This window comes from Acinetobacter kookii, assembly GCF_900096895.1.
Classification (GTDB): Bacteria; Pseudomonadota; Gammaproteobacteria; order Pseudomonadales; family Moraxellaceae; genus Acinetobacter; species Acinetobacter kookii.
The window spans coordinates 137,832-153,812 of record NZ_FMYO01000007.1; the positions used below are offsets into that span (position 1 = coordinate 137,832).

Below are 15,981 nucleotides of genomic sequence, written 5' to 3' on the forward strand. Positions count from 1 at the left end.
ATTTGTTTTTAGAGTGCTCAAAAAATGTCCAATTGGTTTCCCAAATGGCGCCCGTATGAAGGCAGCATCGATGCACGTCCTGTAGGTACCAATGAATATCTGCCACCTGCACAGAGTGTTGTATTAGGGGTACAGCATGCCTTTGCTATGTTTGGTGCGACGGTACTTGCACCCTTCCTGATGGGTTTTGATCCGAACCTGGCCATTTTAATGTCAGGGATCTGTACCATTCTGTTTTTCCTGATGACTGGGGGACGTGTACCGAGTTATCTGGGGTCCAGCTTTGCCTTTATTGGGGTGGTGATTGCGGCAACAGGTTATGCCGCTTCGGGTACGGGCGCACCCAATGCCAATCTGGCCCTGGCTGCTGGCGGTATTATGGCCTGTGGTGTGCTGTATGCGATTTTTGGCTTTATTGTGATGGCTACCGGCACCAAATGGATTGAAAAACTCATGCCTCCTGTAGTGACCGGCGCTGTGGTCATGATCATTGGCCTGAATTTGGCACCGGTGACGGTTAAAGGCGTGGCGGGGAATAACTTCAATATGTGGATGTCACTGGTCACCGTGATGTGCATGGGCTCGATTGCAGTATTTACCAAAGGCCTGCTGCAACGTCTGCTGTTATTGATCGGTTTATTACTGGCTTACCTGATTTACTATATTGTTTCCAATGTAATGGGACTTGGCACGCCCATTAATTTCGCTCCAATTCAGCAAGCAGCCTGGTTTGGTCTGCCAACTTTCCATTCGCCGGTATTTGATGCCAATGCCATGCTGATTATTGCGCCGATTGCCCTGATTTTAGTGGCTGAAAACCTGGGTCATATCAAGGCAGTAGGTGCCATGACCGGTGAAAACCTTGATCCGCATATTGGCAAAGCCTTTGTTGCCGATGGTCTTGCAACCACTTTATCGGGTGGTGTCGGTGCGCCGGGGATGACCACTTATGGTGAAAATATTGGCGTGATGGCAGTGACTCGTGTCTATTCCACCATCATCTTTGTTTTTGCCGGTGTATTTGCAGTTTTCCTGGGACTTTCACCAAAATTTGGTGCCATTATCCATACCATTCCGACTGCCATCTTAACCGGTGCATCGATTGTGGTGTTCGGTTTAATTACCATTGCCGGGGCAAAAATCTGGATTGAAAACAAGGTGGATTTCTCTAAAAACAAAAACCTGATGGTGGCTGCGGTAACCATTATTTTAGGCACCGGTGACTTTGCCCTGCAATTTGGCAGCTTTAATCTGGGGGGTATTGGTACCGCTACGTTTGCCGCCTTAATCCTGAACTGGTTCTTTAGCCTGGGCGATAAATCATAAAGATAACTACACATTTTCAGGCAGCCGCAAGGCTGCTTTTTTTATGTTTGCGGCTGAGGAAATTTTAGTATGATGGTTCAAATTTCACTGAGCAGACTCAGCAGATGCGTCTCGACTTTTTTGATTTGCAACTTTTCCTGAATATTGTAGATACGGGTAGTTTGACCAAGGGTGCAGAACGCTCCGCGATTTCCCTGCAAGCCGCCAGTGAGCGGATTAAAAAAATTGAACAGCAGTTTGCTGTGCATTTATTTACCCGACATGCTTCCGGAGTCAAGCTCACCCTTGCTGGACAGGTGTTTGCCTCGCAGGCGCAGATACTGGTTCACCAGGCTCAACAATTGCAACAGCAGATGCTGCCCTTCGCTACGGGCGCGCAAAGTGCAATGACGCTGTGGTGTAATTCCTCGGCTCAAAGTGAATATCTTCCCCTGCTTTTACCCTCTTATTTGCTTGAAAACCCCAATATCCAGATTGAGCTAAAAGAAGCGGAAAGTAACGACATTATTCAGGCACTGGAAAATGGAAGCGCACAGCTCGGCTTGATTTCAGGTTTTTTTAATTCAAAAAAGTTACAGACCTTGGAGTTTTCCGATGATCCGCTGGTATTGATTTGCCCCATGGATCATGAACTGCAGCAGCAAGCAGCCCTGCAATTAGCCGATGTGCTGAATTATCCCTTTGTCGGCCTGATGCAATATCATTCCTTGCAGCAATCAATCGAAACCCAAGCCAAATTACTGGGCTGTTCGATTCAGTACCGTTTACGCTTACCCAATTTTGCTGCGATTGCCCAGGTCGTTGCCAATGGCGTCGGGATTGCCATCATGCCGAAACGCGCAGCCAATCGTTTACAGTCAGTTTATTCTTTTCAGCAAATTGAACTGACTGGAGACTGGGCCAATCGCAAGCTGTTACTGGCAGCAAAAAACTTTGATGCTTTGCCCGTCGCTTATCAACATTTCAGCCAGTTTTTAGTTTCCCATACATCCAGATTGCCGAGTTAAAAACTTTTGCTCAGATGGCTTTATTGCTGACTTTAAAGCAGACCCAACTGATGCAGCACCATATAACCACCAAAAATGACCAGCCCGCAAAAGAATACTTTACGAAATTTTTGTTCGGGAATGCGATAGCGAATTTTGGTTCCCACCCACATTCCCACCAAGGCTGGAAGCAGGGCAATAAATGACATCTTATAGTCCATAGGAATATTTTCTACCGGATGCTGATGCAGAAATACCGCCAGACAAATCGTGGAGGTGGTAAAGGCCAAACCCAGCGACTGCACCAGGTCATCACGTTTAAGATGTAGCGATTGCAAGTAAGGCACCACAGGAATCACGACCACACCGGTAGCGACTGTGAGTGCCCCGCCCAAATACCCCATAATCGGAGATAACCATTTTTCATGCGCGGCCAGATTGGGCATGTTCTTGGCAAATAGACCGTACAAGCCATACAAGGCCAGCATTCCGCCGAGCAGCGCCTCACTCTGAAATTCTCCATGTCCTAGGGTAGGAAAAATACTCCAGATGGAACCAACCACAATGCCCAGCAACAACGGCCAAAAGCGACGAACCAGTTTCAGCACCTGACCTTCAGCAAACAGTTGCCAAAAATTGGTCACCATCGACGGTACGATCAACAAGGTGGCTGCTTGAAAGGGACTGATAAAAATCGTCAGCAAACCCATGGAAACCGCAGGCAAACCGAGTCCAATGGTGCCTTTAATCATGCCTGCAATGGCAAACACCCCAATCACAAAGCCAATCATATTCAACACCCGTTAAATTTTAAGCTGATCATAGGTGACGCAGAGCCCTTTAAAAATCACTATTTTCCAGAGTAAGCCTCAAGAAAAAGTTGAGGCTGTTGAGGCGAAGGAATATTAAAAAAGGGCTCTAAATATGACAAAATGTTAATTATTGATTAACAATTGAGCAATTAATTGCATGTTTACATAAAAATTCCATCAATTAATAACATATTATTAAGTTTTTCTTAACTGTATGATTTATGAACTATCTTGGGTTTATTTTTTGCCCCGATTGCAGCAATTTCAGCGCTTTTTTCAGCCTAAAACGGTCTTTTTTTAATCTAAAACGGGTGGATTTTTAAACAAAAGCTCTTTAAAGTACGCGCTTCGCATGAATGGGCTATGTAATAACATAGCATTTGTACCATTGAGAGAAAAAATATTCGGGTTTTAGTTCTGAAAATGCTGTCTATTTTTTCTAAAAGCAATTGAAGATAAGGTAGAGATTGAAGAATGATTTATGATGGACATCATAGCAATATGATTAACACTGCAGATCAGAATACTGCAGTAATCTCCCAAAATTTCCAGAAAAACCAGGCAGGTTCAGGCGCTAAAAATTCCAAAAATAAAGGCATTCCCTATCTGGATGTACGTAAATTCACACAGAAGCTACATAGCATGTCGTCAGCGACCAGTACCAAAAAATGTGCACGGAGTATCCGGATTGCATTGCAGTCTGCAGGTGCCCGAATTTTGAATCATCCGGTGGCAGCGGCAGATTGGGGACATACCCTCCAAACCATTGGCTATAAAAAAATCAATCCATCTTTTGATAATCCGAAAGAAGGCGATATTTATATTATCCACAGAACCCAAAAGCACATTTATGGCCATATTGCTGCCTATACCGGCCGTCAATGGGTGTCTGATTTCAGGCAAAAAAGCCATGCCGTCTATAAGAATGATCAGGTTCGCTATACTTATTACCGCCTGGCGTAATAGATAGACTTCAGCCCTAAGACACCTGTTCAGGTGTCTTATTTTTTTATAGACGTTAACAGGGGAAAATTAAGGGCGAAATTCTCGCAATTCACGCTGAATAAAACGCTGGATCATTTCACGATATAAGTGTTCCACCAGATCCGGATCGGTGCCCAGGTCCAGTGCCTGTGCTCGTACTTTCTGAATGACCTGTTCTACCCGCTCAGGTGATTGTACGTCCTGTACAGTTCGCTTAAAACGCGCAGCCTGATCGACATAAAATTGACGGGTGGCAATCATTTCAATGAGTGCGGTATCAATGGCATCAATCTGTGCACGGGCTTGTTCTAAAGACTCACATTTCTCTTTCTTCATCTTTGCTGTCATCATTTTCACTTTTATATTGGTCTTCTAAGACATTACTAAAAATACTTTCGATCATCCAGACCCGGTACAGGCTATTAAACACATAACTTTGACCATCAATGCGCAGTTCGAGCACAGGAAAATCGGGCTGAGACTTCATTTCACAGAGTATGTCATTTTGTTTTAATTTGGCAGCAATATCTTCAGTGCTCAGTTCATTGATCTCTAAATCACGCTTGATCTGGTCAAAATGCGACCTGAATGACAGGTCTTTGCCTTTGGTCCAGACTGCCTGCAAAATGCTGTACATGGCTTCCACACGCCGCTCTTCAGGCACGCTATAAAACAGTTTCGCCATCTCATAAGTTGCCTGCTGGGTAGGACGGCAAAATGGGGTAAATTTCACTTCGGTACGTTTGGACAAACGGGTCGCCAGCCCCCAGTCAAACAGGTCGCGTCCATGATAGGACAGTGGGTAAACATTCAGGTGAATATTATAAAAATTGGCCAGCTCTTCTTTAATATAGGCCAATAATAGCCAGGAGATCGGATCTTCCAGGGCAATATATAAATCCAGTTCCGGATCCAGCGCCTGAATTTCGTTCAGTTCTTCGGCATCACTAATCAGGTGTTCACGCCATTCAATATGGTTAATCAGGAAAATCGGATTGTCGGTCAGCAATTTTTGTTGTTTTAGACGGCGGGTCAGACGCAGCAGATCATCCACCGCATGATATTTGCGTCCACCAAATTCAAAGTAACTGACCAGCACTTCGGCATCGTTAAAAATCCGTTCCGGAAAGTTTTGCGCTGGATGATGGCGGCTGGCCATGGCGTGCAAGGTACGTAATTTTCCATACTGTTTTTGCCACAGCATGTGGAACACGTCTTCAAGTAAATACAGGAAATCTTGGCCGCGTAACGGCGTATTGCGAAGGATGGTTTCTGCTTGAGTGATGGCCTCAAGCGGCGGTTGTTCTGGGGTTTCATGGAAACTAAAGCGATGCTGTTTAGAGAGAATTTTGGCATCGTTGAGGCAGTAATTTTGCCACTCCATTTTTGACATGTTATTGGGAGGTTCTGCCGTTCGGCTGGAAATGATCACCTTTAAGGGTTTGATCTCATCACTCAAGATTTCTTCAAGTTCAGGTAACTGCTGTGCAGCCAGATAGCTATAGACATCATCCAGACGCAAGTGGATGGTTAAACCCTGCTCCGTAGATAATTCCACCTGACGGGTCGGCTTTTGGTAAAACCAACTCGATCGAAGTGGATCAAACCAACGGCGTAACAGTGACATGAGATCAGCCTCGAAAAAAAAACCCTTGTGTGCTACAAGGGTTTATAACAATTTGTTAGGTAATGATCAATTATACATCTAAATTTAGATCGGTCACTGCCCCTTTTTCCGCACCTGTGGTCAATTTGGCAAACTTCGCCAAAGCACCATAGCGATAATTCGGTTCAGGCTTGACCCAGGCCGCTTTACGCGCTGCTAGTTCTTCATCGGAAATATGCAGCGTCATCTCACGGGTTTCGGCATTAATGGAAATTTTATCGCCATTTTTCACCAGACCAATCGGTCCGCCTTCATAAGCTTCAGGAGTCACATGACCAATTACAAAGCCATGACTGCCTCCTGAAAAACGGCCATCGGTGAGTAATGCCACCGATTTTCCTAAACCTTTACCAATAATGGCCGAGGTCGGTTTCAGCATTTCCGGCATGCCGGGTCCACCTTTCGGCCCTTCACCACGAATCACCACCACTTCACCTTCCTGCACTTCACCATCCAGAATACCGCGCATGGCACCAATTTCACCTTCAAACACGCGTGCCGGACCTTCAAAATACAGCCCTTCTTTACCGGTAATTTTTGCTACCGCACCGGTCGGTGACAGGTTGCCTTTTAGCACCACCAGATGCGAGTCTTTTTTAATCGGGGCATCAAAGGGCAGAATAATTTGCTGACCTTCCGGATAATCCTCGACATCCGCCAGGTTTTCTGCCAGGGTTTTACCGGTGACAGTCATACAGGAACCGTCCAGCATGCCGGCATCCAGCATGCGTTTCATCAGCGGTTGAATCCCGCCAATCGCAATCAGTTCCGACATCAGGTATTTACCGGATGGACGCACATCGGCCACCACCGGAATGTCCTTGCCAATGCGCACAAAATCATCCAAGGACAGTTCCACCCCGGCCGTATGTGCCATGGCCAGTAAATGCAGCACGCCATTGGTCGAACCACCCAGTGCAATCAGCACTTTAATGGAATTTTCAAACGCTGCCTTGGTCATGATGTCACGCGGTTTAATGTCCAGACGTAACAGATTCATCACCGCTTCACCTGCACGCAGACAGTCGATTTTTTTCTCTTCAGATACCGCTTCCTGCGCCGATGAGCCCGGCAGGCTCATGCCAAGTGCTTCAATGGCAGATGCCATCGAGTTGGCGGTATACATGCCGCCACAGGAACCTGGACCCGGCAGTGCCACTTCTTCAATCTGCTTGACCTGAATTTCGTTGATTTCGCCTTTGGCATGCTGGCCCACCGCCTCAAACACGGAAATCATGTCGGTATGGCCAGCACCCGGTTTAATGGTTCCACCATAAATAAACAGCCCCGGGCGATTTAAACGCGCCAGTCCCATAATGCAGCCCGGCATGTTCTTGTCACAGCCGCCAATCGCAATCACGCCGTCATAGGCCTGACAACCCACCACCGCTTCAATGGAGTCGGCAATAATTTCACGTGACAGCAATGAGTATTTCATGCCTTCGGTACCATTCGAGATCCCGTCTGAAATGGTAATGGTATTGAAGATAATGCCCTTGCCATTTGCGGCATTCACGCCTTTTTCCACTTCACGCGCCAAGCCATCGATATGCATATTGCACGGCGTGACATTGGCCCAAGTTGAGGCAATGCCAATAAAAGGACGGCTAAAGTCGGCATCTTTAAAACCGGTGGCACGCATCATGGAACGTGCCGGTGCATTTTCAATCCCTTCATAAACGGGTGCTGAATGTTCGCGGATATTGTCTTTACTCATTGGTTTCTTCCTTGGCGATGACCGATTTTCAGCTTCAGTCTTTGGCAATTTATTCTAAGATCATTGTATAGAAATACCACTCGTGAAGAAAACATATACTCCAGATAAACTCATATCAGATTGAATATTCAAGAACTTAAAATATTAATCGTGACAGGTGACAGGATGTCACCTGTTGTGCTGTGGTATAGGGATATACCATCAGCACAACAAAGGCTTTTTGTTACTTTTGAGCCTTCAAAAGTAAAACATCGTCTACGCAATGCTATTGCAAGAGTACAAAGTAAAATGCGACCGTGCTATTTTCAATAATCAATAAAAAAGCACCCCATCTGGAGTGCTTTCTAAAATTTGTAAAAACTACAAATTAAATTTCACGTACCGCACCTTTCGCAGCACTTGTAGTATGCATGGCATAGGCTTTCAGGGCTTTGGAAATTTTACGTGGACGCTCTTCCACTGGATGCCAGCCTTTCGCTTCTTGCGCTTCACGGCGAGCTGCCATGGTGGCTTCATCTACAGCCAGGTTGATGGTACGGTTTGGAATATCGATTTCGATTAAATCGCCATCTTCAACCAGACCAATAGCACCGCCCTCAGCCGCTTCTGGAGACACGTGACCAATCGACAGACCTGATGAACCGCCAGAGAAACGGCCGTCAGTCAGCAAGGCACATTCCTTACCCAAACCTTTCGATTTCAGGTAACTGGTTGGGTACAGCATTTCCTGCATGCCCGGACCGCCACGTGGACCTTCATAACGAATCACCACCACATCGCCAGCTTTAATTTCGTTGCCTAAAATCGCCTCTACCGCAGAATCCTGGCTTTCAAACACACGGGCAGTACCATTGAATTTCAGAATCGAGTCATCTACACCGGCAGTTTTGACGATACAGCCATCCAGCGCAATGTTGCCGTAAAGCACAGCCAGACCACCGTCTTTCGAGAAAGCGTGTTCTGCATTACGGATCACGCCATTTTCACGGTCGCCATCTAAACGTGAGTAGTAACGGTCTTGCGAGAAAGCCGTTTGCGTTGGTACGCCGCCCGGTGCTGAACGGAAGAATTGATACACTTCTTCATTTTCAGTACGGATGATGTCCCATTTGTCCAAAGCATCTTTCAGGGTTGCTTCGTGGACTGTACCGACTGAGGTATCCAGCAAACCGGCACGATCCAATTCACCCAGAATCGACATAATGCCGCCGGCACGGTGCACATCTTCCATATGCACATCATTTTTCGCCGGAGCAACTTTACACAGTACCGGCACTTTACGAGACAAACGGTCGATATCATCCATGGTGAAATCAACGCCTGCTTCATTGGCAGCTGCCAGCAAGTGCAGCACGGTATTGGTTGAACCGCCCATGGCGATGTCCAGCGTCATGGCATTTTCATAGGATGCTTTGGTCACCATTGAACGTGGCAGTACGCTGTAATCGTCCTGTTCATAATGACGTTTAGCCAGCTCCACAATTAACGAGCCTGCACGTTCAAACAGTTTTTTACGGTTTGCGTGAGTTGCCAGTGTCGAACCATTACCCGGTAAAGACAGACCCAATGCTTCAGTCAAACAGTTCATCGAGTTGGCAGTGAACATGCCTGAACATGAACCACAGGTTGGGCAGGCAGAACGTTCGTATTCCGCCACTTCTTCGTCGGTATAGTTGTCATCTGCCGCCACGATCATGGCGTCGATCAGGTCGATGGCTTTGTCGTTACCACGGATTTTAACTTTACCCGCTTCCATTGGGCCACCAGACACGAATACTACCGGAATGTTCAGGCGCATCGCAGCCATCAGCATTCCCGGGGTGATTTTGTCACAGTTGGAAATACACACCATGGCATCGGCACAGTGCGCGCTGACCATGTATTCAACCGAGTCAGCAATCAGGTCACGTGAAGGCAGTGAATACAACATGCCGTCATGACCCATCGCAATGCCGTCATCGACGGCAATGGTATTAAATTCTTTGGCCACACCACCTGACGCTTCAATTTGACGAGCCACGAGTTGACCAAGGTCTTTTAAATGAACGTGACCTGGAACAAATTGCGTGAATGAGTTGACGACGGCAATAATCGGTTTACCGAAGTCTTCATCTTTCATCCCAGTTGCGCGCCATAAGCCACGCGCACCCGCCATGTTTCTTCCGTGTGTCGATGTTTTTGAACGATAGTCAGGCATTGTGTTATTCCAACAAAGTTTGTGCTTGAGTTGAATGAGCTCATTCACTCTGGCGAAATCTTACAGATCGAGAGCATGAAATCAGTCGAATTTCGAACCTATCATACACCAAGCCATTGTTTTTCAAGAGGGCATTTTCATCTTAGATATGGGCAGATGGGTCTATAAATTGAACTTCGTGATTTGACGACAAAAATCTTTAACTGAAATCTACTATACCGCCATCCCTGGTCAGACAATGCAAAACTTTCATGAATAATTTTTAAATTTTGCATAATTTTTTTTTATAAAAATAGGCTTCTTCGGTCTGTGTTAAGACTCAATTTAGGTGAATAAATGCTTTTGCCTTATAATAGGCATCACGTTTATTTGGAAGCTTTTGTGTGAAAATCATCTTTGCGGGTACACCAGAATTTGCAGCCACTGCATTGGCTGCACTGCTTAAAACCGAACATGACATTGTTGCGGTCTATACTCAACCGGACCGCAAAGCTGGACGAGGACAAAAACTCACGGCTTCTGCTGTAAAGCAGCTGGCTTTAGCCAATAATATTCCGGTCTACCAGCCTCTTCATTTTAAATCTTCGACTGAAGAAGGCTTGGCCGCACAGGCAGAACTGGCCGCTTTAAATGCCGACGTGATGGTGGTGGCCGCTTATGGCTTGATTCTGCCGCAAGTGGTACTTGATACACCTAAATATGGCTGCCTGAACATCCATGGTTCACTGTTGCCACGCTGGCGTGGTGCTGCGCCAATTCAGCGTGCCATTGCCACAGGCGATACTGAAACTGGCGTGACCATTATGAAAATGGCTGCAGGCTTAGATACTGGCGACATGATGTTTAAAACCATTTGCCCGATTGAAGCCGGCGATACCTCTGCAACGTTGCATGACAAACTGGCCGAACAGGGTGCAAGCGCAATTGCAGCTGTTTTAGCGTCGGAAGAAAAACTGCAACACTACCTGGCGACCCGTGAAGTGCAAGACGAAGCCTTGACTGTCTATGCGCACAAGCTTTCCAAAGCTGAAGCGGAAATTGACTGGTCTATGGATGCCGTACAGATTGACCGCAATATCCGTGCCTTCAATCCGTGGCCGGTGGCATTTATCATCCTCGACGAGAAAAACAACTTGCGGGTATGGAATTCCAAATTATCTCATGCCACTGCGGAAAATGCGCAACCGGGTGAGATCCTTGCTATTGATAAAGATGGCGTCCATGTTGCCTGTGCAAATAACACGGTCATCACGCTGACTGCTTTACAATGGCCGGGCGCTAAACCGCTTAACCCTGTACAAATTTTACAAACCCAAAAACTGACTATTGGACAAATTTTATAATGAAGCAATCTCCCAACGCCTCTACCCGAGATCTCAATTTACGTGCTCAGGTGGTGAAGACGTTATTGGCTGTCCAAAATGGTCAATCGCTGCAATCTGTGCTCGCGCAGCAGATGAACATCGTGTCAGACAAAGATCGTGCTTTGTTCCATGAATTGGTACTGGGTTGTTTACGTCAATGGCATGCATTGAAACAACTGACTTTACCATTACTCTCTAAACCACTGGACAATCAAGTGGTTGAAACTTGTTTGTACCTTGGTTTATATCAATTGCTTTGTACACGTGTGGCTGCCCATGCGGCCATTTCAGAAACCGTTGAAGCGACCAAACAATTGGGCATGGAAAGTTTAAGTGGCGTGGTCAATGCCATTTTACGTCGTGCTACCCGTGAAACTGAGCAGTTCTATGACGTGCTTGAACAAGCAACGAATTTACCAAGCTGGTTGTCTAAACGTCTGAAAAAAGACTGGGGCGATCAATTTGCTGAACTCAGCTATGAGCTGAAACAGGTTGCGCCACTGACTTTACGCGTCAATACTCGCCAGGTTAGCCGGGATGAATATCTGGATATTCTGGAAGATGAAGGCATCAATGCACATCGCTGCGAAATTTCTGAAGTCGGCATTGTCATGGACGAAAGCCTGCACATTCCAAGTCTGCCGGGCTTTGAAGCGGGCGGCTTTTCAGTACAGGATGAACATGCCCAGCTGTGTGCCACTTTATTGCCGAACTTGAATGGCAAAATGGTGATCGATGCCTGTGCGGCACCGGGCGGCAAAACTGCACACATTTTAGAAAAATATCAGCCGAAAAAACTGATTGCCCTTGATCAGGATGAAAAGCGCTTAAAGCGTGTGTCTGAAAACCTGGAACGTTTGGTTCTCGATGGCAAAAATGTCGAAATTGTCGCCGCAGATGCCGTGACGTGGACGGCCCCTGAACAAGCCGATTGTATCGTGCTGGATGCACCCTGTTCAGCCATTGGCGTGATGCGTCGTCATCCAGACATCCGTTTACTGCGTCAATCGGGTGATATTGCCAAAACAGTCCAGCTGCAAAAACAGATTTTGGACAATATGTGGCAGCAACTCAAAGTCGGTGGCACCTTGCTTTACATCACCTGCTCCATTTTAAAGGCAGAAAATGAACAGCAAATGGTTGAGTTCTTTGCTACGCATGCCGATGCCAAAGAAGTGAAAATTGAAGCCGATTGGGGCATTGAACAAATTCACGGTCGCCAATTATTGCCACAAGTGGGTCGTGGTGATGGTTTCTTCTATTGCCGTATCCAGAAAACGGCTTAACCGATGTAATGAAAACAGGTGGCTTAGAGCCACCTGTTTTTATTGGTGTGCCCATCCTGCCAGAAAGGTCATTGCACATGCGATACAGACCTCCTACTGCAAAATGGTATGCACCTCTGATGCTGTATTTTAAAAACAAGAAAGCCATTATCATCAATGATAATGGCTTTCTTTTGTAACAGTATGAACTGAAGTCTTTGCAGATTTAAAGAGTGTGCTGATCTTTGACTTCTTCCAACACTTCATCCAATTCCTCAGGATGTTTCATCAAGTGCAGAATGGACAAGACCAGTCCGCCCCACAAAAACAGCATGGAAATAATCATCATAACGATTGCAGAAGTATTCATCTTTATTCTCCTAGCGGTCTTTGACGCGAGCCAAAATAAAAGCAATGACAGCACAGAAAATCACGCAGCCCCAGCCAAACAGCCACTGCATGCTTACACTATAATCACCATAGCCTTTTAATAACAAGTTATAAATGGTCATGGTTAAGGTGACCAACAGAATCAACGAGGTAATCACGGTCAGGGTAAAGTCCCAGCCTTTGCCCAAATGTACCGTTGAAATGGCATTGACGTGATTCCGGATTTCAGCCAGTGCCGAACGCTTGAACCAGGCAATACAGATAATCGACAGCAACGCACCGCCGATAATGCCGATGTTATTAATGAAATGGTCAATAATATCCACCAGTTTAATCGAGTTCACACTGGAGAATAAAACAATCGATACCAAGGCACTACCGCCACCAACAATAGTGACCGCTTTCTTACGGCTCCATTTCAGCTTGTCCATCATGGCAGAAATCGGAACTTCCAAAATACTCACCATCGAGGAAATGCCGGCCACAAATAAGGACGAGAAGAACAGGATACCAAACAGGTCGGCACCCGCACCCAGGCTGGAAATAATTTTAGGGAATGCAATAAATGCCAGACCAATACCGCCACTCACCACATCCTGAACATTGCTGTTCGCAGCATAAGCCATAAAGCCCAGCGCAGAGAAAATCCCGATACCGGCCAAAATTTCCGTAGAGGCATTAGCAAAACCCACAATTAAACCCGAACCGGTTAAATTGGTTTTTGGCTTTAAGTAAGAAGCATAAGTCACCATGATCCCGAAACCGACGGACAGCGAGAAGAAGGTATGACCATAGGCAGCCAACCACACCTTGTAATCCATCATGGCAGACCAGTTTGGAGTGAAGAAGGCATTTAAGCCATCGACCGCTCCCGGTAAACGCAGTGCCTGAATCACCAGAATGGTGAATAAAACAAACAGTAATGGCATGAAAATCTTGTTGGAAAGTTCAACGCCCTTTTTCACCCCACCGTATAAAATGATTAAGGTGAGTGCCCAAATTCCTGCCAATGGCCAGAAAATATGGCTCACAAAACGCGGATCAAACCCGGTCGCTTCACTGGTTTGTAAATAGGTTTTAAAAAAGAAACCTTCCGGATCATTGCCCCACATCTGACCTATGGAGAAGTACACGTAACTGCCTGCCCAGGTCAAAACGCTGGCATAATACAAACCAATAATGATACATACACTGACTTGCCACCATCCCAAGGTTTCACCGCCACGAAACAGTTTACGGTAGGCTTTTGGCGGTGAGCTATTACTTCTATGCCCTACAGCATAATCGAGGAATAACAGCGGTAGGCCTGCCGTAATTAAAGCAATCAAATAAGGAATAAGAAACGCGCCGCCGCCATTTTCATAAGCCACGTAGGGGAAACGCCAAATATTACCTAAACCGACAGCCGATCCGACAGCTGCAATAATAAAGCCGGATCGTGATGACCAGTTTTCACGAGAATCTGTCATAAAACACCTAAACCTTAGGTATCTTTAAATGCTGCTTGTTATCGGGTTTATATCGCAAGCACAAAAAGTACCCTTCAAAAATAATTCTTGTGTTTGATTTAGAGGTCACCTTTTGGGTGCAGTATTCTAAATGGCAAACAGATCAGTAAGGTTCAAATTTTGCTTAAAAATGTTGATCAATACTCATCCTTTATATGAACTTAACAATACTCACTTTTATAAAAATTTTCTGTAATTTATTTACCAAACATTTCATTTTTATAATCTGTTGAGTTTGAATGCTCATTTAATCGGCTGAATTTTAATCCTGCTTTATTATTCACCTATAAACTTCTGGGAATACATAAATTACATATAAAAACCTAAAGTTATCTTAAGATGATTCAATCTGCTTATTTATGGTTGTGAAATAACAATTTAAAAATTAAATGCCACATGCCTTTTTCAACTCGTATGCTAAAGATGAGAGATAAACATTCTGTAATTTTGAGAAACAACAACAATGCAATTTTTAAGCATTCAATATATGATGCGCTATAAATTGGGTCTCAACTCATGCTATTTAACTCACAAAAAGATTTTTCAAAATAACGGATTAAACAATGTCAGGATTCTCATGCGATCATTCAAAATTCTTTGTCTAGCCCTTGGACTGGGCGCGTTCAGTTCCACTCAAGCCGATGTTATTGCGGTCAAAGGCAATATCGATTACTGGCACTACAGCACCGATTTAACCCAACCGGCATCTTCGCTACCACAAGCACAAATGGAAAATGATCAAGCGTTGACATTCTCGGTTGCGCTAGAACATCCGGTGCCATTGTTGCCCAATGCAAAAATCAAACATAGCCATTTACAGGCTGACAGCGATCAAAGTTTGGCGGGTGTAAAAAGCCATCAGGTCGACCTCACTTATACAGATTTCATTCTGTATTATGAAGTGCTGGACAATATTGTCGATGCAGATGTCGGCATTGGTGCCAAACGTTTAAGCGGAGATATTCTGCAAAACTATACCAACACCTTAGATGTGAGTAGCACGCTACCGATGCTTTATGCCCAGGCCGGGGTAAACCTGCCTTTTACCGGTTTAAGTGCAAGAGCTGAAGCCAGTTTTGCTGCACTGGATGATGAGCAAATTAGCGATGCTCAGGTGGAACTCAAATATAATTTCATTGATACCCTGTTACTCGACGTGGGTGCCAGAGTCGGTTATCGCATTTTAGACATCCAGTTAGAAGAAGGCTCAAATGCAGAAACCAAACTCAAATTTAAAGGCCCTTATCTTGGCATAGAAGCGCATTTCTAAAGCACTCCTGTACGCTTTTGCTTACATGAACTGCAGAAAATGAAGGCTATACATATGGCTGAGCTCAGATTATATTTAACTCATACAGAAACAGGATGTTTATAAAATAAGAAGAATAAAAGTAAAAACAGCAGGAAGCTGAGGTAGAACAGGAGTGATACCTTTAACCAATACGAAAAAGCCTCGACAGGATGCCGGGGCTTTTTTATGTCCGTATATATGTATATTTATCGCTTATAAAAATAAAATGCCTATCAATGGTTAAGGGAACCTAAAATCTTAGCCAATCTTCAGTTCACTAACTTCGTGTTGAATAAAATCACCGCTAAGCTCTATTAAACTGAGAGTTATAAAATCCCCGCACATAAAAAAAGCCCCCTGCTTATGCAGAGGGCTTTTTAGAATAATGAGCTGGCGATGACTTACTCTCACATGGGTAATCCCACACTACCATCAGCGCTAAGAGGTTTCACTTCTGAGTTCGGGAAGGGATCAG

General features: G+C 45.2%; 14 protein-coding genes and 1 rRNA gene. 7 read left to right on the forward strand and 8 right to left on the reverse strand.

Going from position 1 to position 15,981, the window contains the following annotated elements; all coding sequences use genetic code 11:
- Positions 1 to 24: 24 nt before the first annotated feature.
- A complete protein-coding gene (locus tag BLP85_RS10940; RefSeq protein WP_092820117.1) occupies positions 25 to 1,326 on the forward strand; it encodes a solute carrier family 23 protein in 1,302 nt (433 codons plus the stop codon).
- 104 nt (positions 1,327 to 1,430) lie between these two features.
- Complete coding sequence (locus BLP85_RS10945) at positions 1,431 to 2,333, forward strand: LysR family transcriptional regulator (RefSeq protein ID WP_092820118.1); 903 nt, start codon at positions 1,431 to 1,433, stop codon at positions 2,331 to 2,333.
- A gap of 32 nt (positions 2,334 to 2,365) precedes the next feature.
- Here the strand turns inward: BLP85_RS10945 and BLP85_RS10950 are convergent, their stop codons facing one another.
- Positions 2,366 to 3,103 (reverse strand): sulfite exporter TauE/SafE family protein, encoded by a 738-nt coding sequence (locus BLP85_RS10950; protein ID WP_092820119.1) that lies wholly within the window; start codon positions 3,101 to 3,103, stop codon positions 2,366 to 2,368.
- A gap of 495 nt (positions 3,104 to 3,598) precedes the next feature.
- Between BLP85_RS10950 and BLP85_RS10955 the strand changes: the two genes are divergently transcribed.
- Positions 3,599 to 4,087, forward strand: coding sequence for a hypothetical protein (locus BLP85_RS10955; protein WP_092820120.1), 489 nt, complete (start codon positions 3,599 to 3,601; stop codon positions 4,085 to 4,087).
- 69 nt (positions 4,088 to 4,156) lie between these two features.
- Here BLP85_RS10955 and BLP85_RS10960 read toward each other — a convergent pair whose 3' ends face one another.
- The 4 genes from BLP85_RS10960 to ilvD (BLP85_RS10975) form a co-directional block, all read right to left on the reverse strand.
- Positions 4,157 to 4,444 (reverse strand): chorismate mutase, encoded by a 288-nt coding sequence (locus BLP85_RS10960; RefSeq protein WP_092820121.1) that lies wholly within the window; start codon positions 4,442 to 4,444, stop codon positions 4,157 to 4,159.
- On the reverse strand, positions 4,425 to 5,735 hold the full coding sequence (locus BLP85_RS10965) for a hypothetical protein (RefSeq protein ID WP_092820122.1): 1,311 nt from the start codon (positions 5,733 to 5,735) through the stop codon (positions 4,425 to 4,427). The genes BLP85_RS10960 and BLP85_RS10965 overlap by 20 nt, the downstream gene beginning before the upstream one ends.
- Before the next feature lie 70 nt (positions 5,736 to 5,805).
- Positions 5,806 to 7,491: a dihydroxy-acid dehydratase gene (gene ilvD / locus BLP85_RS10970; RefSeq protein WP_092820123.1), complete on the reverse strand. Its 1,686-nt coding sequence runs from the start codon at positions 7,489 to 7,491 to the stop codon at positions 5,806 to 5,808.
- A 367-nt stretch (positions 7,492 to 7,858) separates the two neighbouring features.
- Positions 7,859 to 9,688 carry a dihydroxy-acid dehydratase gene (ilvD, locus tag BLP85_RS10975; RefSeq protein WP_092820124.1) on the reverse strand — a complete coding sequence of 610 codons (1,830 nt, stop codon included), beginning with the start codon at positions 9,686 to 9,688 and terminating at the stop codon, positions 7,859 to 7,861.
- Between the two features lie 383 nt (positions 9,689 to 10,071).
- Between ilvD (BLP85_RS10975) and fmt the strand changes: the two genes are divergently transcribed.
- The 3 genes from fmt to BLP85_RS14845 are packed head-to-tail and all read left to right on the forward strand — an operon-like array spanning position 10,072 to position 12,517.
- The gene (fmt, locus tag BLP85_RS10980; protein WP_092820125.1) at positions 10,072 to 11,031 is read left to right on the forward strand and encodes a methionyl-tRNA formyltransferase; all 960 of its coding nucleotides are present in this window, start codon (positions 10,072 to 10,074) and stop codon (positions 11,029 to 11,031) included.
- Positions 11,031 to 12,338 (forward strand): 16S rRNA (cytosine(967)-C(5))-methyltransferase RsmB, encoded by a 1,308-nt coding sequence (rsmB, locus tag BLP85_RS10985; protein WP_092820126.1) that lies wholly within the window; start codon positions 11,031 to 11,033, stop codon positions 12,336 to 12,338. Before fmt ends, rsmB begins: the two co-directional genes overlap by 1 nt.
- On the forward strand, positions 12,314 to 12,517 hold the full coding sequence (locus BLP85_RS14845) for a hypothetical protein (protein ID WP_143002190.1): 204 nt from the start codon (positions 12,314 to 12,316) through the stop codon (positions 12,515 to 12,517). Before rsmB ends, BLP85_RS14845 begins: the two co-directional genes overlap by 25 nt.
- A gap of 26 nt (positions 12,518 to 12,543) precedes the next feature.
- Here the strand turns inward: BLP85_RS14845 and BLP85_RS10990 are convergent, their stop codons facing one another.
- Positions 12,544 to 12,687 (reverse strand): methionine/alanine import family NSS transporter small subunit, encoded by a 144-nt coding sequence (locus BLP85_RS10990; RefSeq protein WP_086197760.1) that lies wholly within the window; start codon positions 12,685 to 12,687, stop codon positions 12,544 to 12,546.
- 10 nt (positions 12,688 to 12,697) lie between these two features.
- Positions 12,698 to 14,176: a sodium-dependent transporter gene (locus tag BLP85_RS10995; protein WP_092820127.1), complete on the reverse strand. Its 1,479-nt coding sequence runs from the start codon at positions 14,174 to 14,176 to the stop codon at positions 12,698 to 12,700.
- Between the two features lie 616 nt (positions 14,177 to 14,792).
- Between BLP85_RS10995 and BLP85_RS11000 the strand changes: the two genes are divergently transcribed.
- Positions 14,793 to 15,485, forward strand: coding sequence for a TIGR04219 family outer membrane beta-barrel protein (locus tag BLP85_RS11000; RefSeq protein WP_092820134.1), 693 nt, complete (start codon positions 14,793 to 14,795; stop codon positions 15,483 to 15,485).
- 409 nt (positions 15,486 to 15,894) lie between these two features.
- On the opposite strand, the gene rrf is transcribed toward BLP85_RS11000, so the two are convergent.
- Positions 15,895 to 15,981, reverse strand: a 5S ribosomal RNA gene (gene rrf, locus BLP85_RS11005); the annotation flags it as partial.